The organism is Novilysobacter antarcticus (assembly GCF_019802285.1).
GTDB lineage: Bacteria > Pseudomonadota > Gammaproteobacteria > Xanthomonadales > Xanthomonadaceae > Novilysobacter > Novilysobacter antarcticus.
The window spans coordinates 555,589-572,007 of sequence record NZ_JAIEUJ010000001.1 but is presented as its reverse complement, the minus strand read 5'-3'; the positions used below and the strand labels follow the sequence as shown (position 1 = coordinate 572,007).

Annotated in this window: 7 protein-coding genes; all 7 read right to left on the bottom strand. The window is 66.7% G+C overall.

Annotated features, from left to right (window positions below; all coding sequences use genetic code 11):
• Positions 1-54 precede the first annotated feature (54 nt).
• Positions 55-477, bottom strand: coding sequence for an OsmC family protein (locus KZ491_RS02640; RefSeq protein WP_222564294.1), 423 nt, complete (start codon positions 475-477; stop codon positions 55-57).
• 154 nt (positions 478-631) lie between these two features.
• A complete protein-coding gene (recD, locus tag KZ491_RS02635; protein ID WP_222564756.1) occupies positions 632-2,482 on the bottom strand; it encodes an exodeoxyribonuclease V subunit alpha in 1,851 nt (616 codons plus the stop codon).
• A gap of 65 nt (positions 2,483-2,547) precedes the next feature.
• On the bottom strand, positions 2,548-6,153 hold the full coding sequence (locus tag KZ491_RS02630; protein ID WP_222564293.1) for a UvrD-helicase domain-containing protein: 3,606 nt from the start codon (positions 6,151-6,153) through the stop codon (positions 2,548-2,550).
• Entirely contained in the window at positions 6,150-9,857 is a 3,708-nt protein-coding gene (gene recC, locus KZ491_RS02625; RefSeq protein ID WP_222564292.1) for an exodeoxyribonuclease V subunit gamma, read from the bottom strand. Before recC ends, KZ491_RS02630 begins: the two co-directional genes overlap by 4 nt.
• A 355-nt stretch (positions 9,858-10,212) precedes the next feature.
• Positions 10,213-12,339, bottom strand: coding sequence for a M13 family metallopeptidase (locus tag KZ491_RS02620; protein ID WP_246606466.1), 2,127 nt, complete (start codon positions 12,337-12,339; stop codon positions 10,213-10,215).
• Positions 12,340-12,494: 155 nt separating this feature from the next.
• Complete coding sequence (gene prpF / locus KZ491_RS02615) at positions 12,495-13,682, bottom strand: 2-methylaconitate cis-trans isomerase PrpF (RefSeq protein WP_222564291.1); 1,188 nt, start codon at positions 13,680-13,682, stop codon at positions 12,495-12,497.
• A gap of 46 nt (positions 13,683-13,728) precedes the next feature.
• Positions 13,729-16,380 (bottom strand): Fe/S-dependent 2-methylisocitrate dehydratase AcnD, encoded by a 2,652-nt coding sequence (gene acnD / locus KZ491_RS02610; protein WP_222564290.1) that lies wholly within the window; start codon positions 16,378-16,380, stop codon positions 13,729-13,731.
• Between the last annotated feature and the right edge of the window lie 39 nt (positions 16,381-16,419).

Below are 16,419 nucleotides of genomic sequence, written 5' to 3'. Positions count from 1 at the left end.
CTCCTCAGGTAATCTGCGCGATGCCGCCGCGGCAGGTGCGCGGCGACCGGTGGGTCACGCGTCGAGTTTCGCGTCCATGGTGATCTTCGCGCCCTTGAGGACCTTTGAGACCGGGCAACCCTCCTTTGCAGCCGTGGCGATGCGCTGGAACGTTTCGTCGTCGGCGCCGGGTACCTTGGCCTTGACGTCAAGATGGATGGTGGTGATTTCCAGAGCGTCGGGATCCAGGGTGACCGAGGCCGTGGTCTCGATCCTGTCCGGAGTCAGGTTCTCCTTGCCCAGCATCATGGAGAGCGCCATCGAGAAGCAGCCGGCGTGCGCCGCACCGATCAGCTCCTCTGGATTGGTGCCGGGGCCGTCTTCGAATCGTGCCTTGAAGCCGTACGGTGCGTCGCGCAAAACTCCGGTCTGGGTCGAAATGCTGCCCTTGCCGGTCTTGACTTCGCCGGTCCATACAGCCGATGCGGTCTTCTTCATTGGTTTCTCCTGATGCGAGTGGTGTGCCGTTGCGCAAAACACGCACCGGCACGAGCCCCCAACTATGCCTCTGGGGATGCGATGAGCCCGTGTGCGCCGCGCGCGTGGCGCTTCCGGGTCCCCCTCCCTCTCCCCGATCGGCCTGACGGTTGCCCTAGGACGATGTGTGCTCGTCCAGCTTCGCGCGCAGGCCGCTGGATCGCCGCGCCGGAGTGGTGATGGCGCGACGGAGCACCGCCTCTGAGCTCCAGATCTGCACCTTTTGCCGGGCGCGCGACACCCCGGTGTAAAGCAGTTGCCGTGAAAGGATACGGTTCTCCGGATCCGGCGGCAGCAGCACCGCGACTTCGCGGTACTCCGAGCCCTGGCTCTTGTGGATCGTGATCGCAAAGCCACCCTGGTAATCCGGCAGCGCCCCGGGAGCGAAGCAGATCGCGCGACGGCCACCTTCGGCGGCAACGGTGCCGCCCTCTTCTGCAAAGCCGCCTGCCGATGCGGCGACCGTGACCGCAAACCAGACCCCCAACGTGCCGTCCGCATCGCGCAGGCAGATGCCAACGTCACCGTTGAAAAGGCCGGAGGTATAGTCGTTGCGGGTGATCATCACCGCGCGACCGGGGTACCACTCCCCTTGCGAAAGGGACAAGCCGTCGCCGGATGAGTCGACCCGGATCAGGGACTCCAGCTGGCGATTCGCCACCTCGGCGCCGAACTCGCCCTCACGCAAAGCGCAGAGCAACTGGCGCTCGCGCAAGCCATCCAGGGCGGCCAGGACGGCGCGCTGCTCCGGTGCGCCGTCGGCGCCACCCGGGAGCTCGGAGAACGCGCCGGCCAGGCGCAACCCATCGGCCAAGTCCCTTGCCCAGCCGGCCAACGCTGCGTGAAGTTGGTGCGGGGCGTCGATATGCACGCGCTGCACGTGCCCACCTGCACCGGCGCAAGCGCGCGTGAACACCTCAATACCGCCAAGGCGCACCGCTTCGTTGAGGGGCAGCAGCGACCGGTCCGCGCGGAAGCTGTGTGTGAGTCGCACCAGCCCGGGATCCGCTTCCGCCTCCATCGCGCCTACCAGGTCCAGTAGAACCGAACCGGTGCCGACCGAGGTCAACTGGTCGGCGTCGCCAACCAGGATCAGCGTGGCGTCCTCGCGCAACGCGTCCAGCAGATGGCGCAGCATCGCCAAATCGACCATGGAGGCTTCGTCGACGATGACGATATCGGCAGGCACCGGGTTTCCCGCGTGGTGGACGAAGCCGCCGCGCTGTCCGCGACTGCCCAACAGCCTGTGCAGGGTGCTCGCATGCGCGTTGAGCGACGCCTCCAGCGACGGGTGCCACTCTAAAGGCAGCGTAGTCTGGCCGTCGCGCATAAGTTTGGCACCGTCGCGCAGTGACTCCGAGAGCCGCTGCGCCGCCTTGCCCGTTGGCGCGCCGATCCGGACGACCGGCGGCGCGGCATCCGACCCGGCGCGGCGCTTGAGCAGCAGCATCAACATGCGCAGGACCGTGGTGGTCTTGCCCGTGCCGGGACCGCCGGTAAGAACGAACAGTCTTTTGCCAGAAACCCGGGCAACTGCAGCGCGCTGGGCATCGACCCGCTCGCTTCTGTCCCCCTGGAACAGGACGTCGATATCGGCTGGACTGCCGGCAGGCTGGGACTCGGCGGCTGCGCGTCGCGCGCGGACATGCCGTGCCACCGCACCCTCGTGACGGTGGTTGCGGAGCAGGTAGAAGTGCCCATCCTCAATAACGAACGGCGTTGCCGCGTTTGCTTCCGTGTCTTGCCCGGATCCGGCAGTTACGACCGTGACCATTGGATCGGCCATCACCTGCGCCAACGTGCGCTCATCCAGCGGTGGCATTCCGTGGCGGCCAGCGGCCTCGCCACTCAGCGGCAGAGCGCTGTCCCCGTGGCCTTCGGCCAGACTGGCCCAGCCCGCCAACTCGGCCAGCGCAGCCGAGCCACCGTGCGCCTTCACCCAGCGCGCCACGGTGTGGTCCAGCATGCGCCAGGCCTCGGGTGGGACAGGCTCTTTCGCGGATTGGCGGAAATGGTAAGTGCTTGATGCGCTCACGCGGTCACCTCGGTGCGGGTTTCGCCGAGAACGCTGCCCACCGCGTCCAGCAGTCGATCGGGAAACCGGTGGCGCCAGATGCCGGCGCCTGGCGCCAAGCCTGCCGCACGGACAAACAGGTATACGCATTCCCCCAGGTGTCGAGTCCTGTCGTAACCGACACCAAGACGCTGGCGCAGGTAGCGATCCACGGCAACCGTGTAGAGCAGCGCCTGGAAGCGGTACCGGCTGCGGTCCATCTGCTCAAGCAGCGCACTTCCGGTGTAGCTGCTTACTGTATCGCCCAGATAATTACCTTTGTAATCAAGGACGTGGACTCTTCCGTTGCAGTTGAACGTGAGGTCTATTTTGCCATTCATCAGTCCGTTCAGGACACGCTGGCTGGTGGGCACCAGCTGCAACTCTCCATGCGCAGCACAGGCTTCGCGGAGATCCGCCATGGAGACCCCATCCACGGCGAAGTGAAACCCCATCTCCGCGCGCAGGTCCGATTCGGGAAGGTCTGCCAGCGACAGATCCGGGTTTCCCTGCAACCCCAGCGGTGCTTTCAGGGCCGCCTGCAGCCGTCGCGCCAGAGTTTCGGCGAGCGGCGCTTGCGCTGGATCCTTGCGACGCACTCCGGCATCGCCCAGATACCGCTCCACCAGCGACAACTGGGCGGTGATCGGCTTGCCAATTTCGCGGAACTCGAACACCGCATGGACCGCGTTGCCGAAATCCGTCCCGCGGACGTCGGCCAATGCGAGAAGTTCGGGATGTGGCACGGCGGGTGTGGACTCGGGGGCCGCCGCACTTGAGCCCGCAGTGCCGGCCTCCGTCTCGTCGCCGGCGGGCGCCTCTGGATTGATCGCTTCGCGCTGCTCGCCGTGGGTCAGCGTGGTGAAGCTGTGCTTTCCCGGGAGCGGGCCTGCCGGCCAAGCGGGCATCGGGCGCGCGGTCCGTTGCCTGTCTGTGGTTGCTGCATCGGCGACGTAGTGCTGGCGCTCCGTGGGGAGCCACCCCTGGCGCCAGTCGATCCGGGTGGTCTGGCCATCCAGCTCCGGGCTCCCCAGTGGTGCGGCCAGGCGCGCCAGCATCACGTCAAGCGCGCTGCGTGCGGTGCCTTTAATGGGCGGTTTTTCGCGTGCGCTCGCCGGTCGCTCCACGTCCAGTGCAAAAACATGGCAGGCATAAATGGCGCGGGTCAGCGCCACGTACAACACACGGAAGCGTTCGTCCTGCAGTTCCTGCGCCTTGGCCGCAGCTGCCGCAGGCGAGCGCTCGACGCGGCTAGCGCCGGTGCGCGGATCGGTGAGCACATGCATGTCGCCGCCGCGTTTATGGCCGTGGTTCCACATCAGCGGCAGGAACACGATCGGAAACTCCAGGCCTTTGCTGGCGTGCAGTGTCATCAGGCGGACCCGCGCGCTGTCGGACTCGATCCGCAGCTGCGCGGCTTCGGCGGCGTCATCGCCGGCGTCACCCACGCCGTCGCGACATTCAGCCAGCCAGCCCAACAGCTCCTCGAAGCCGGGATCGTCCTCGGATCGCGCCTGCAGCAGTTCTCCCAGATGGCGCAGATCCGTCAGGGCTCGCTCGCCCGCTAGTGTCTGCAGGTACCGCGGGGCCATGTGGGTGATCAGCTGTTCGATCACATACAGCACGCCGCGTCGCTGCCAGTCGAGATGCCATTGGCGGAACTGCCCGGCAACGGCCTGCCAGCGTAAAACGTCGTCGCCCCACTCCTGCAACTCGCTGAAGCTGGCGCCCCACAGGCGGGTCGCGGCTGCCGCGCGCAATGCGCCGAACTCCGCCGGATAGGCAACGGCGTGCAGCACGGCCTGAACGTCGCGGGCGATATCGGTCGCGAAAACGCTGCTACGGGTACTGGTAACGCAGGGAACGCCCCGCGCGCGAAGCTCGTCACGCAGGGCGGTGATGTCACGGCCCGCCGGCAGCAGTACCGCGATATCGGAAGGCTCCACCGGGCGCCCCGCGATACGGTGGCTGCGCGACTGCAGCATTCCTGCAATCTGGTCCGCGCATGCGCGCAGGGCTTCAGCGCGGCGCTCCGGCTGGGATGGCGCCGCCGGGGATTGGTAGTGGATCGCCAGCGGCTTGTCGCAAGGCGCGCCATCGACGGTGTAGGGCGTGTCGTTCCGGCGTTGCGAGGCGCCGACGGGACTGCAGCGGATGTCCGTTTCGTCCAATGCGCTCAGCCGGTTCCCGGCCACCGCATAGAACTGGTTGACCGCATCGACCAACGCCTCGCTTGAGCGATGGTTGGTACCCAGGGTGAGCCGGTCCCCGACACCCGCGCCGGACGCCGCGCGCTGGTAGGCGTGGATGTCCCCGCCGCGGAAGGAATAGATCGCCTGCTTGGGATCGCCGATCATCACCAGCCGGCCGCGCGGGGCGCCACCGGCGTCGCGGTATATCGCGTCCAGGATGCCGTACTGCAGCGCGTCGGTGTCCTGGAATTCGTCCACCAGTGCGACCGGCCAGGCATCGTGCAGCGCATCGGCCAGCGGACGCTCGCCGCGGTCGCCCGCTTCGCGCGCCAGCGCGTCGCTGACGGTACTGATCAACGCATCGAAGGTGAGCTGATGGCGGGTGGCGAGCCGGGATTGGATTTCTCCGCGCGCCACCGCCGCGAGCTCACGCCAGAAGCTCATCTGCAGGCCCTGGATGGCGGGAACGCATGCCTCGGCAAACCGCCCTGCAGCGAGGAGGTGGGGGTCGTTTTCGAACGCCTTTCTCACCCCGGTCAGCTTCGAGGCACTGGCCAGCCGCTTGCAGCTTTCCTCGCTTGGCAGCCGGGATTGGTCCTTCAGCAACTCCAGCAGTTCGGTGAGCACGCGCGGCAGCACGGCCGACTTGGCGAACGTCTCGGCGCTGCCGGCGATGATGGCTTCCAGTTTCGGTATCCATGCCGGATCAAGTGCGGCGTCGATCTCCGCTGACGGCATGCCACCCACGGAAACACCCTGCCCCAGACAAACCTTGAGCTGCGTGCGCAAACGGTCGCGGCTCAGGTTGCCGGCGCTCCGGCCAAGCGTCACGAGCGGGTCGCTGGCGTCCCCCTGCTGCAAGCGACGCCAGAGGTCGCCTGTCACCTCATCCAGCAACGCGTCGCTGGCGACCATCTCGCCCATCACGAACGCCACGCCACACGCGAACGGATGGTCGGCAAGGATCCTGCGACACAGGCTGTGCAAGGTACTGATCGGCGCGGCATCCATTTCCGCCAGGGCCAGTCGCAGCGCCTGGAGGTCGTTGACCCGGGTGTCGGCGCTGTGCTCCCAACGGCCGTGCAGCCACATCGCGTCCGCACCGGCAGTCGCGGGGAACGGCTCCGAGGATTCCGCGATCTGCACGGCCCATCGAAGCTTGCCGCGCAGGCGTTCGCGCAGCTCCTGGGCGGCAGCTTCGGTGAACGTCGTCACCACCACTTGCCGCGGTGACCAACCCTGTTCCAGCAGCAGGCGCAGGTAGAGGACGGCAATGGTCCAGGTCTTGCCAGTCCCGGCGCTGGCCTCGATCAGGCTGCGCCCGCCTGCTCCCAGCTCCAGATCGCGCCAGTCGGGTTCGCGGGCTTCGGCGCTTGAAAACGTATCGTTCATTGCTGACTCCCGACACAGGCCGGGGCGCCGGCGGGGGCACTGCGCCGCAACGGCGATGCCATGTCGATGCACTCATAAAGCGCCAGCCCGAAGCTGTGCAGCTCGGCCAGCTCGGCGCTGCCTTGCGCAAAATCGACACGACCGGCCAGAAGCCGGCTGTAACCGGGCGAGTAGTCCCGCTCGCCGGTGCCGCCGTCGTGGGTCGCCACCCAGACCGCGCCGATGTTGGCCGGCGCTGGGCGGTGATCGTCATCCCCGCCGCCGCCAACACCGCGCGGGTTGACCGTCGGCTGGATTGCTCTCCAGGCGGCTTTCGGGAAGTACCAATGTGGCCGGCTTTGTGCCTGCTGCCACCATTGCAGCAAGCGGAAAATCCGCTGCTGCAGATCGGCGATCAGTTGCGTGCGCTGGTCCGGGCGTGCTTCCAGAAACGCCGCATCCCAAGTGTTCAGCCCGCCGGACCAGTCCGGAATCTCATCGTCAACCAGCATCGCCAGCCGCACCGTTGGCAGTGGACCACTCCCGGCGGCCGTATGCAGGCGCAGCAATGCCCAATCCATGAACATCGGCACGCGGTCCTTGAAGTCCAGCTCCTTCTCCGCCTTCAACCCTCCGCCCTGGCCGGGAAATGCACGCAGCAGCTGCAGGTGCTCGCGTCCCTCGTGGTTGACCCTGTAAACGTGACCGACCTGACCTACCAGGGCGACATCATGAATGGAGTGATCAATCACGACATTGACCGGCGCCGGCACTCCGCCCTCGAACACCGGCAGATCGGCAACCCGCTCCAGCAGCGTCGCCACGGCCCCCGCGGCGTCTTCCCATGCCTGCAGCCCCGGCCGTCCGGGCGGCATCATCCCGCCCAGACGCAGCCAGTCGGGGGCACGCTCCGGAGGCCACTGCCCCTGCGGCCAAGCCGGCAGCGCATCGTTGAAAAACAGCTTGCGGGGCACCGAATCCAGCGCACCAAATCTCGGATCGACAGGCTCCTCGCTGGGCAGACGATCATCCACCAGCGCGTCCAGGCTGATCTGCATGCGCCGACCCAGCACCTGAGCGGCGGGGTCGCGGTAGTAGGACTGCACTTCCCGCAGCGGGATGGGACCCTCCACCGCCACCTCGTCCGCGCAGTCGCGATCAAAAAAGGGGGCCACGTCGGGGCGCGCAGCCTGGGCGTGCATCGCGGCGAAGTCCTGCTGATAGGAGAACAGCCGCGGATCACTGTCGTCGTAATAGCGGGCGTCGAAGGGTTGCAGAGGATGACGGACGATCCAGGGTCGCGGTGTGTCGGTGTCGTCGGCGGCTAAACCTGCTGATGCATCCAGCACCGCCAACAGCTCCGACAGCGGCTGCGCAGGGTTTCGCGGCTTGCCGTCCATCACGCCTTCGCCCAGGTAACTCAGATGTAGTCGCTCACGGGCCGACATCACGGTTTCGAGGAACAGGTAACGGTCGTCACTGCGCACGTCACGGTCCCCGAGCCGCCGATAGCGTGTCATCAGGTCCAGGCCGGCATCACTGCTGTTGCGTGGGAATTCGCCGTCATTGAGGCCGAGCACGGCGACCACCTTGAAAGGAATGGCCCGCTGCGGAACCATGCCGCAGAACGTGATGCCGCCCATCAGGAAACGCTGCCGCTCGGGCGCGGCTGCGAGGCGTTCCACCAGCAGGTCGCGCACGACGCTGAAGTGCAACTCCGGGTCCACGTGGGCCTTTGCCGTTTCCGTCGCCAGCGTGCGGATGAAGCCCAGCAGCACCGCCCTCGCGTCGCGGGCATCGGCATCCATGACGTCAATCCGGAACATCGCCTCGAAGCGCCGCTCCAGCTCCTCCGCCCAGGCGCTGGCCGGTCGCGATTCCTCGGCAAGATCACAAACTGTCTGGACCTCACGCAAGAGGTGATCCAGTGCGCCCAGATGGGCGGCGGCCGGGCCATGAATGCCCGTCAGCGGCGCAATGGCGAGGCCACCCGGCAGCTCTATCGATGACTGGTGCTCGCTGTCCGCGCCGTCGGCCATCAGGTAGCCCGCCATCATCCGGTCCATCGCCCAACCAAAGGTGTGTTCGGCGATCGCCGGCACGCCGAACCGGCCGCGGAATGCGGGGTCCAGCGCCCACGCGACCCGGCTCGCCTGCAACCATCGGCTCAGCTCATCCACCGCCGCAGCATCAAGACCCAGGCGAGCGGCGACCTCGGGGATCGTCAAAAGATCCACCACCTCCGGCGCGGTGACACGGGTACCGGGCAGATCGAGCAGGCGCTGGAACGCGCCAAACAGCGAGTGGCTGCGGGCAACGGAGACATCGGCCAGGTGATACGGCAACCGCTCCCCGCCGTGCCCCGCCACACCGAACACGGCCGGGATCAGCGGCACGTAGGAGCGGATGTCGGGCGCCATGACCACGATGTCCGCCGGGCGGATGGTATCGCCGGCCCGGTCGGTGCTCTCGATCGCGTCAAGCAGCTGGTCGCGGAGGATCTCCAGCTCGCGCAAGCGGGTGTGGCTGGCGTGCACCCGCAGGGACGCGTCGGCGATCTCGCGCTCGGTGACCGCTGCGTGCTGGAGGTCAACCGGCTCGGGCAACGGCGCCAATGCGCGGATGCTTTCCTGCACCCGCTGCAAGCGGTTGACCGGGGGCGATGCGTCCTCGTCCGCGCGATGGCGCACATCCGCCAATACGTCATCGGTGCCGTCAGCCAGCGCCATGATGAAGTGCTGGCCCATCCGGCCCCAGCTGGCCAGCAGCGGATTCTCCTGCTCGATCCAGTAGTCGCCGGCACCCGCGCGATCCAATCCGGCCTGTTCGGCGTCACGTCGTTCCTGGATCTCCGCCACCGTGTTGCCCAGACCGCCCCAGTATTCGCGGCACGGATCAGGCACGTACATCGCCACCAGACGGTGACGGGCCGCAGCGCGGATAACCGCCAGCTCCGAGGGTGCGAGATGACTCACGCCAAAGACATGCAGCGCCTCATCGACTGCGCCGTTGTGATTGTGCAGGCGGTCGATAAGGGCAGCGACGACGTCTCCGCGATGCGGCCCGAGCTGAGCGTGCAATTGCCGCCACAGCGGCGCCAAAAGGCGCTGCTCGGTGGACGCGACCCATGGATCTCCGCCGCGGCCAGTGACCTCGGCCAGGCGCCCGTGCTCCCAGACATTCAGCCAGTCGGGCCGGTAGACCACGTACTGGGAATAGATCCGCGCCAGTCGGTCGGCCAACTGGAATCGGCGCCGCGCCAGGTCCGCTCCGGCCTGCCGTCTGTCCGCCTCTCCGGGCTGCAGGTAGGACGCGATGCGTGCGTCGGTGACGCCGATTGCCTCCAGTCCGCCGCCAAGCAGCTCATGGATGTTCCAGCGCAGGTGCTCACGCTGGTAACGCGGCAGGGACACCGCCTGCTGGCCCAGCTGCCGCTGCGCCAGGTTGCCGATCCACGTGCTCGGCAACTGGATGTCCAGGTTGGCAACGATGCCGCCGGGCCCGTACGCGCGGGCGAGAGCGCCATTGAGCCACTGTTTCATTCCCGGATGGGCCGCAATGATCGTCTGCGGGGCGAGGACATTGGCCGGGCGGGTCACATCCAACAACTCGCGGAGGGGCCCGAGCAGCATTTCCAGACGGCTGGCGCGGTAGATCACCAGACCGGTGGTCTGCGCCGCACCCTCCACTTCCCGCAACTCCCCGCGCTTATCGACTGACGTCACCGCACCGCCCCCTTTCATGAGGCTCAAAGGATAGCGGCCGCCGGTCGCAACGGCTGCGACCTGACTGGCCGGGCGTGGCCTGTATATCTTCCCCGGCGAATGTCCCCCGGCCTCCGCCTGCGGCGGACGCCTCCTCCTTTATTTCGCCGGGAAGATATACAGGCCACGCCCGTGCTGGTCGGTTTGCGCTTTTACAAACTACCGTCACGTCGGAACGTCGGGGGTGAATGCCCTTGACGGCGAAATAAAGGAGGAGGCACCGGCTTCATCGGTGCAAAGAAAAAACCCGGGCCGCCGTGGCAGCCCGGGTTTCTGCAACCGATGCGTCAGTGACCAACGCATCGCGATGCCGGCATCACCAGATGCGCACGCGATCCTCGGGTGCGATCCACAGCGCGTCGCCCTGCTTCACGTCAAACGCGTCGTACCAGGCATCGATGTTGCGCAGCGGCGCGAATGCGCGGATATGGCCCGGCGAATGCGTGCCGTTGACCAGCTGCTGGCGCAGCGCGTCGTCACGCCACAGGGTCCGCCAGACCTGCGCCCAGCCCATGAAGAAGCGCTGCTCGCCGGTGAAGCCGTCAATGACCGGTGCGTCCTTGCCGTCCAGCGAGCGCCGGTAGGCTTCGAGCGCGATGGTCAGGCCACCCAGATCGCCGATGTTCTCGCCCATCGCGACCTTGCTGTTGATGTGCATGCCCGGCAGCTGCGGGAACTCGTAGGACTCGTACTGCGCGCCCAGCTTGGCGGCCTGAGCCTCGAACTTGGCGGCATCCTCGGAGGTCCACCAGTCGCGCAGCAGGCCGCTGCCGTCGGACTTGCGTCCCTGATCGTCGAAGCCGTGGATGATCTCGTGGCCGATCACGCCGCCGATACCGCCGTAATTCACCGCCGGATCGGCGTCGGGGTCGAAAAACGGCGGCTGCAGGATCGCGGCAGGGAACACGATCTCGTTCTTCACCGAGTTGTAGTACGCGTTGACCGTGTGCGGCGTCATGCCCCACTCCGCCTTGTCCACCGGCTTGCCGATGCGCACGCGACGGTAATCCCACTCGAACTGCGCGGCGCGCACGGCATTACCCAGCACATCGCCCTGGGCGACCTTGAGCGCACTGTAGTCGCGCCACTCGTCGGGATGGCCGATCTTCAGGCCGAAGCCCTTGAGCTTGGCGTGTGCTTCGGCCTTGGTTGCCGGGCTCATCCAGTCGAGCTGGTCCAGGCGGGCACCCATCGCAGCCTTCACGTTGCTGACCAGCGCGTCCATCTTCGCCTTGGCGTCGGCCGGGAAATACAGCTTGACGTAGTCGCGGCCGATCGCCTCACCCATCGCCGAGGACGTATAGCTCACCGCCCGCTTCCAGCGCGCTGCCTGCTCGGGCTGGCCCGACAGGAACTTGCTGCGGAACTCGAACTCGGCATCGGCAAAGCGGCTCGACAGCATCGGCGCGGCGTTGTCGATGGTGTGGAACGCCTGCCAGGCCTTGAGGGTATCCAGGTCGGTGTCGGCGAAGATTTTCGCGATCTTCGGCAGCGCGGTGTCCTGGCGGATCACGCCGTCGGTCGCGTAGTCCAGGCCGGCGGCGGTCAGGTAGGTCTGCCACGGGAAGCCGGCGGCGACGGTGTCGAGCTTGGCCAGTTGGACCGGGTTGTAGGTCTTGTCGCGGTCGCGGCTTTCCGCGCGCGTCCAGTGGGCCTTCGCAATCTCCGTCTCCATCTTCATGATCGCGTCGGCATGGCCCTTGGGATCGGCCCAGCCGCCCAGCTCGAGCATCTGCGCGATGTAGGCGACATAGCGCTCGCGCTGCGGCGCGAACTTCTCGCCCAGGTACATCTCGCGATCACCCAGACCAAGGCCGGACTGGCTGAAGTACAGGGTGTAGACATCCGGGTTGCGCTGGTCGTCGGAGACGTAGCTGCCAAAGAAGCTGCGGCCCAGGCTGGCGCTGCTTTCACCCATCAGGCGCGCGATCGCGTCCTTGTCGCCGGCATTGCGGATCGCGTCCAGATAGGGCTGCAGCGGCTTGTCGTCGAGCGCTTCGACGGTCTTCTCGTCCAGGTAACCCTGGTAGAGGGCGGCCAGCTTCGCCGCGTCGCCGCCGGTGGCCGGGTCGGCCTGCGGGTAGCTTTCCAGCAGCTGATGCACGCGCTGCTCGGACAGGTCACGCAGGCCGAGGAACGAGCCGTACATCGACTTGTCGGCCGGAATTTCGGTCTCTTCCGCCCATTTGCCGCTGACATAGCCGAAGAAGTCATCGCCCGGACGGACGTCCGGATTCATGCCATCGGTGTCGATGCCCCAGCTACCGAAGCGGGTGGCCGAGACGGCCGCGGTGTCTGCGCTGCCGCCGGCGTTGTCGGGTGCTGCATAGAGCGCGCGCAGGTCGCAGGTGGCGTCCAGGCAGCGGTCATCGGCATTGGCGGCCAGCGGCGCACCCAGGGTCAAGGCGACAGCAGTCGCAGCAAAAAGCAGGGTCTTCTTCAAGGAGATCTCCGGAAATGAATTCAGATGACGCAAAAAGCCATGCCCTGTTCTAACCGACACGGGCTGCGATCGGCAGTGCCAAAGGCTGGGTTGGACATGGTGTAACAACACGGGGCCTGCAATGCCCGGAGGGGCGCGACCAGGTGCACGAGTGCTCAGAACGCGTCGGCGGGAACCCGCACCCAGCCTTCCATGAGTACACGCGCGCTGCGGCTCATGATGGCCTTGGTGACCTGCCACTTCCCGTCCACCTGCACTGCTTCAGCCCCCACCCGGAGGGTTCCGGACGGATGGCCGAAGGTCACCGCCGTCCGATCGCCGCCGCCCGCTGCCAGGTTCACCAGGGTGCCGGGAACGGCTGCGGCGGTGCCGATCGCAACCGCCGCGGTGCCCATCATCGCGTGGTGCAGCTTGCCCATCGACATGGCGCGCACGTTGAGGTCGATGTCGTCGGCGGCAACCACTTTTCCGCTGGAGGCGGTATAAGACGCGGGTGGCGCCACGATCGCGACCTTCGGCGTGTGCTGCCGCCCAGCGGCCTCGTCGATATGCACGATCAGGCCCATGCGCACCGCGCCGTGCGCTCTGATGGTCTCGAACATTGCCAGCGCCTTCGGGTCGCCGTTGACCGCGTCCTGCAACTCGGCGCCCGTGTAGCCGATCGAATCGGCGTTGATGAAGATCGTCGGGATACCGGCGTTGATCAGCGTCGCCGGGAAGGTGCCGACGCCGGGCACCTCCAGCTCATCGACGACGTTGCCGGTGGGGAACATCGCCCCGCCCTCCTCGCCGTCGTCGGCCGGGTCGAGGAATTCCACCGCCACTTCGGCCGCCGGGAAGGTCACCCCGTCCAGCTCGAAGTCACCGGTTTCCTGCACCTGCCCGGCCGTTATCGGCACGTGGGCGATGATGGTCTTGCCGATGTTGGCCTGCCAGATACGCACCGTGCAGATGCCATCGGCCGGGATGCGCGCCGCCTCCACCAGCCCGTTGCTGATCGCGAACGAGCCGACCGCCGCGGTGAGGTTGCCGCAGTTGCCGCTCCAGTCCACGAAGGCCTTGTCGATCGCGACCTGGCCGAACAGGTAATCAACATCGTGGTCCGGCCGCGTGCTGGCGCTGACGATCACCGTCTTACTGGTGCTGGAGGTCGCGCCGCCCATCCCGTCGGTCTGCTTGCCGTAGGGATCGGGACTGCCGATCACCCGCAGCAGCAAGGCGTCGCGGGCCGTGCCGGGCACGCGCGCGGCTTCGGGCAGGTCGTCAAGGCGAAAAAACACACCCTTGCTGGTGCCGCCACGCATGTAGGTGGCGGGGATACGAATCTGCGGTTTGTGGCTCATGGACTATTCCGGCAGCGGGCGAGGACGGAGGATGACGTGGATGCGGTCAGGCGCTTGCGGTCTGTTCGGCATTCGCGCCCTGCCCAGCGCCGCCGCTGGACGACGCCAGGAAATCCTGCGCGAACCGCTGCAGCACCCCGCCCGCCTCGTAGATCAGCAGCTCGTCATCGCTGTCCAAGCGGCAGCTCACCGGCACCTCGACCCGCTCGCCGTTTTTGCGGTGGATCACCAGCACGAGCTCCGCGCCCGGCGCCGGCTTGCCGACCACATCAAACGTCTCGGTACCGTCGATGCCCAGGGTGTTGCGGTCGGTGCCGGGGTGGAACTGCAGCGGCAGCACGCCCATGCCCACCAGGTTGGTGCGGTGGATGCGCTCGAAACCTTCGGCGACGATCACTTCCACGCCTGCCAGCCGCACGCCCTTGGCCGCCCAGTCGCGCGAGCTGCCTTGGCCGTAATCGGCACCGGCGATGATCACGAGCGGCTGCTTGCGCGCCATGTAGGTCTCGATGACCTCCCACATGCGCATGACCTTTCCTTCCGGCTCCAACCGGGCCAGCGAGCCCTGCCGCACCGACCCGTCCTCGTTGCGGACCATCTCGTTGAGCAATTTGGGGTTGGCGAAGGTGGCGCGCTGCGCGGTCAGGTGGTCGCCGCGGTGCGTCGCGTAGGAGTTGAAGTCCTCCTCGGGCAGGCCCATTTTTGCCAGGTACTCACCGGCTGCACTGCTGGCCAGGATGGCGTTGGAGGGTGACAGGTGGTCGGTGGTGATGTTGTCGCCCAGAACCGCCAGCGGGCGCATCCCGGTCATCGTGCGCTCGCCGGCCAGCGCGCCCTCCCAATACGGCGGACGGCGGATGTAGGTGCTCTTGGGATCCCACGCATATTGTGGATCGACCATACGCGCGGCCAGGCCGCTGCGCGCGAACATCGGGTCATACACCTGGCGGAACTGCTCGGGCTTGACGCTGGCAGCGACGATCGCGTCGATCTCCGCATCATCCGGCCACAGGTCCTTCAGGGTGACCGCGATGCCGTCCTTGTCGATGCCCAAGACGTCCTTCTCGATGTCGAAACGGATCGTGCCGGCGATGGCGTAGGCGACCACCAACGGCGGCGAGGCCAGGAACGCCTGCTTGGCGTAGGGATGGATGCGACCGTCGAAGTTGCGGTTGCCTGACAGCACGGCGACCGAATACAGGTCACGCTCAACCACTTCCTTCTGGATCACCGGGTCCAGCGCGCCGCTCATGCCGTTGCAGGTAGTGCACGCGAAGCCAACGATGCCGAAGCCGAGCTGCTCCAGCTCCGGCAGCAGCTTGGCGTCCTCCAGATACAACTGCACCGCCTTGGAGCCCGGTGCCAGGGAGGATTTCACCCACGGCTTGCGCGTCAGGCCACGCGCGTTGGCGTTGCGTGCCAGCAAGCCGGCCGCAATGACGTTGCGGGGATTGGAGGTGTTGGTGCAGCTGGTAATGGCGGCGATGATGACCGCGCCGTCGGGCAGCAGGCCTTCTGCTTCCTGGGCGTGCGCCTTGTCCAGGTCGATGGCGATGCCGCGCGAGGCCAACTCGGACGTCGGCAGCCGGGCATGCGGGTTGGACGGGCCGGCCATGGTCCGCACCACGGCGGAGAGATCAAAGCGCAGTGTTCGCTCGTACTCGGCGGTGACCAGGTCATCCGCCCACAGCCCCGTGTGGCGCGCGTAGGTTTCCACCAGTTTGACCTGTTCGTCGGCGCGGCCGGTCAGCTTTAGGTAGTCAATGGTCTGCTGGTCGATGTTGAACATCGCCGCAGTCGCGCCGAACTCCGGCGTCATATTGGAGATCGTCGCGCGATCACCCAGCGTCAACGCCTTGGCGCCCTCACCGAAGAACTCCAGATATGCGCCGACCACACGCTCGCTGCGAAGGAACTGGGTCAACGCCAAGACAATGTCGGTGGCCGTGATTCCTGGCTGCGGCTTGCCCGCGAGCTCCACGCCGATGATGTCTGGCAGACGCATCCATGAAGGCCGCCCCAGCATCACGCTCTCGGCTTCCAGCCCGCCGACACCGATGGCGATCACGCCCAATGCATTCACGTGCGGGGTGTGGCTGTCGGTGCCGACCAGCGTGTCGGGAGACGCCACGCCATCGACTGCCTGGATCACCGGCGACATCCGCTCAAGGTTGATCTGATGCATGATTCCGTTGCCGGGCGGAATCACGTCGATGTTCTTGAACGCCTTCTTTGTCCAGTCGATGAAGTGGAACCGGTCAAAGTTGCGCCGGTCTTCGATCGCGCGGTTCTTGGCAAACGCCTGGGGGTCGGAACCGGGTGCCTCGACGGCCAGCGAGTGATCGACGATCAGCTGCGTCGGCACCACCGGATTGACCTGGGCGGGGTCGCCCCCTTGCTCCGCGATCGCATCGCGCAAGCCAGCCAGGTCCACCAGTGCGGTCTGGCCGAGGATGTCGTGGCAGACCACCCGCGACGGGTACCACGGGAAATCCAGATCACTCCGGCGCTCGATCAGCTGCAGCAGCGATGCGTCGAGCGTTTTCGGGTCACAGCGCCGCACCAGGTTTTCCGCGAACACCCGCGAGGTGTACGGCAGCTTCGCGTAGGCGCCGGGACGGAGTGCATCAACAGCGGCGCGCGCATCGAAGTAGTCCAGTTCGGTGCCCGGCAGGGGCTTGCGGTTGGCTGTGTTCATGGTTGGCGTTGGGTACCTCGTTGGCGGGTGGCGTGTCGA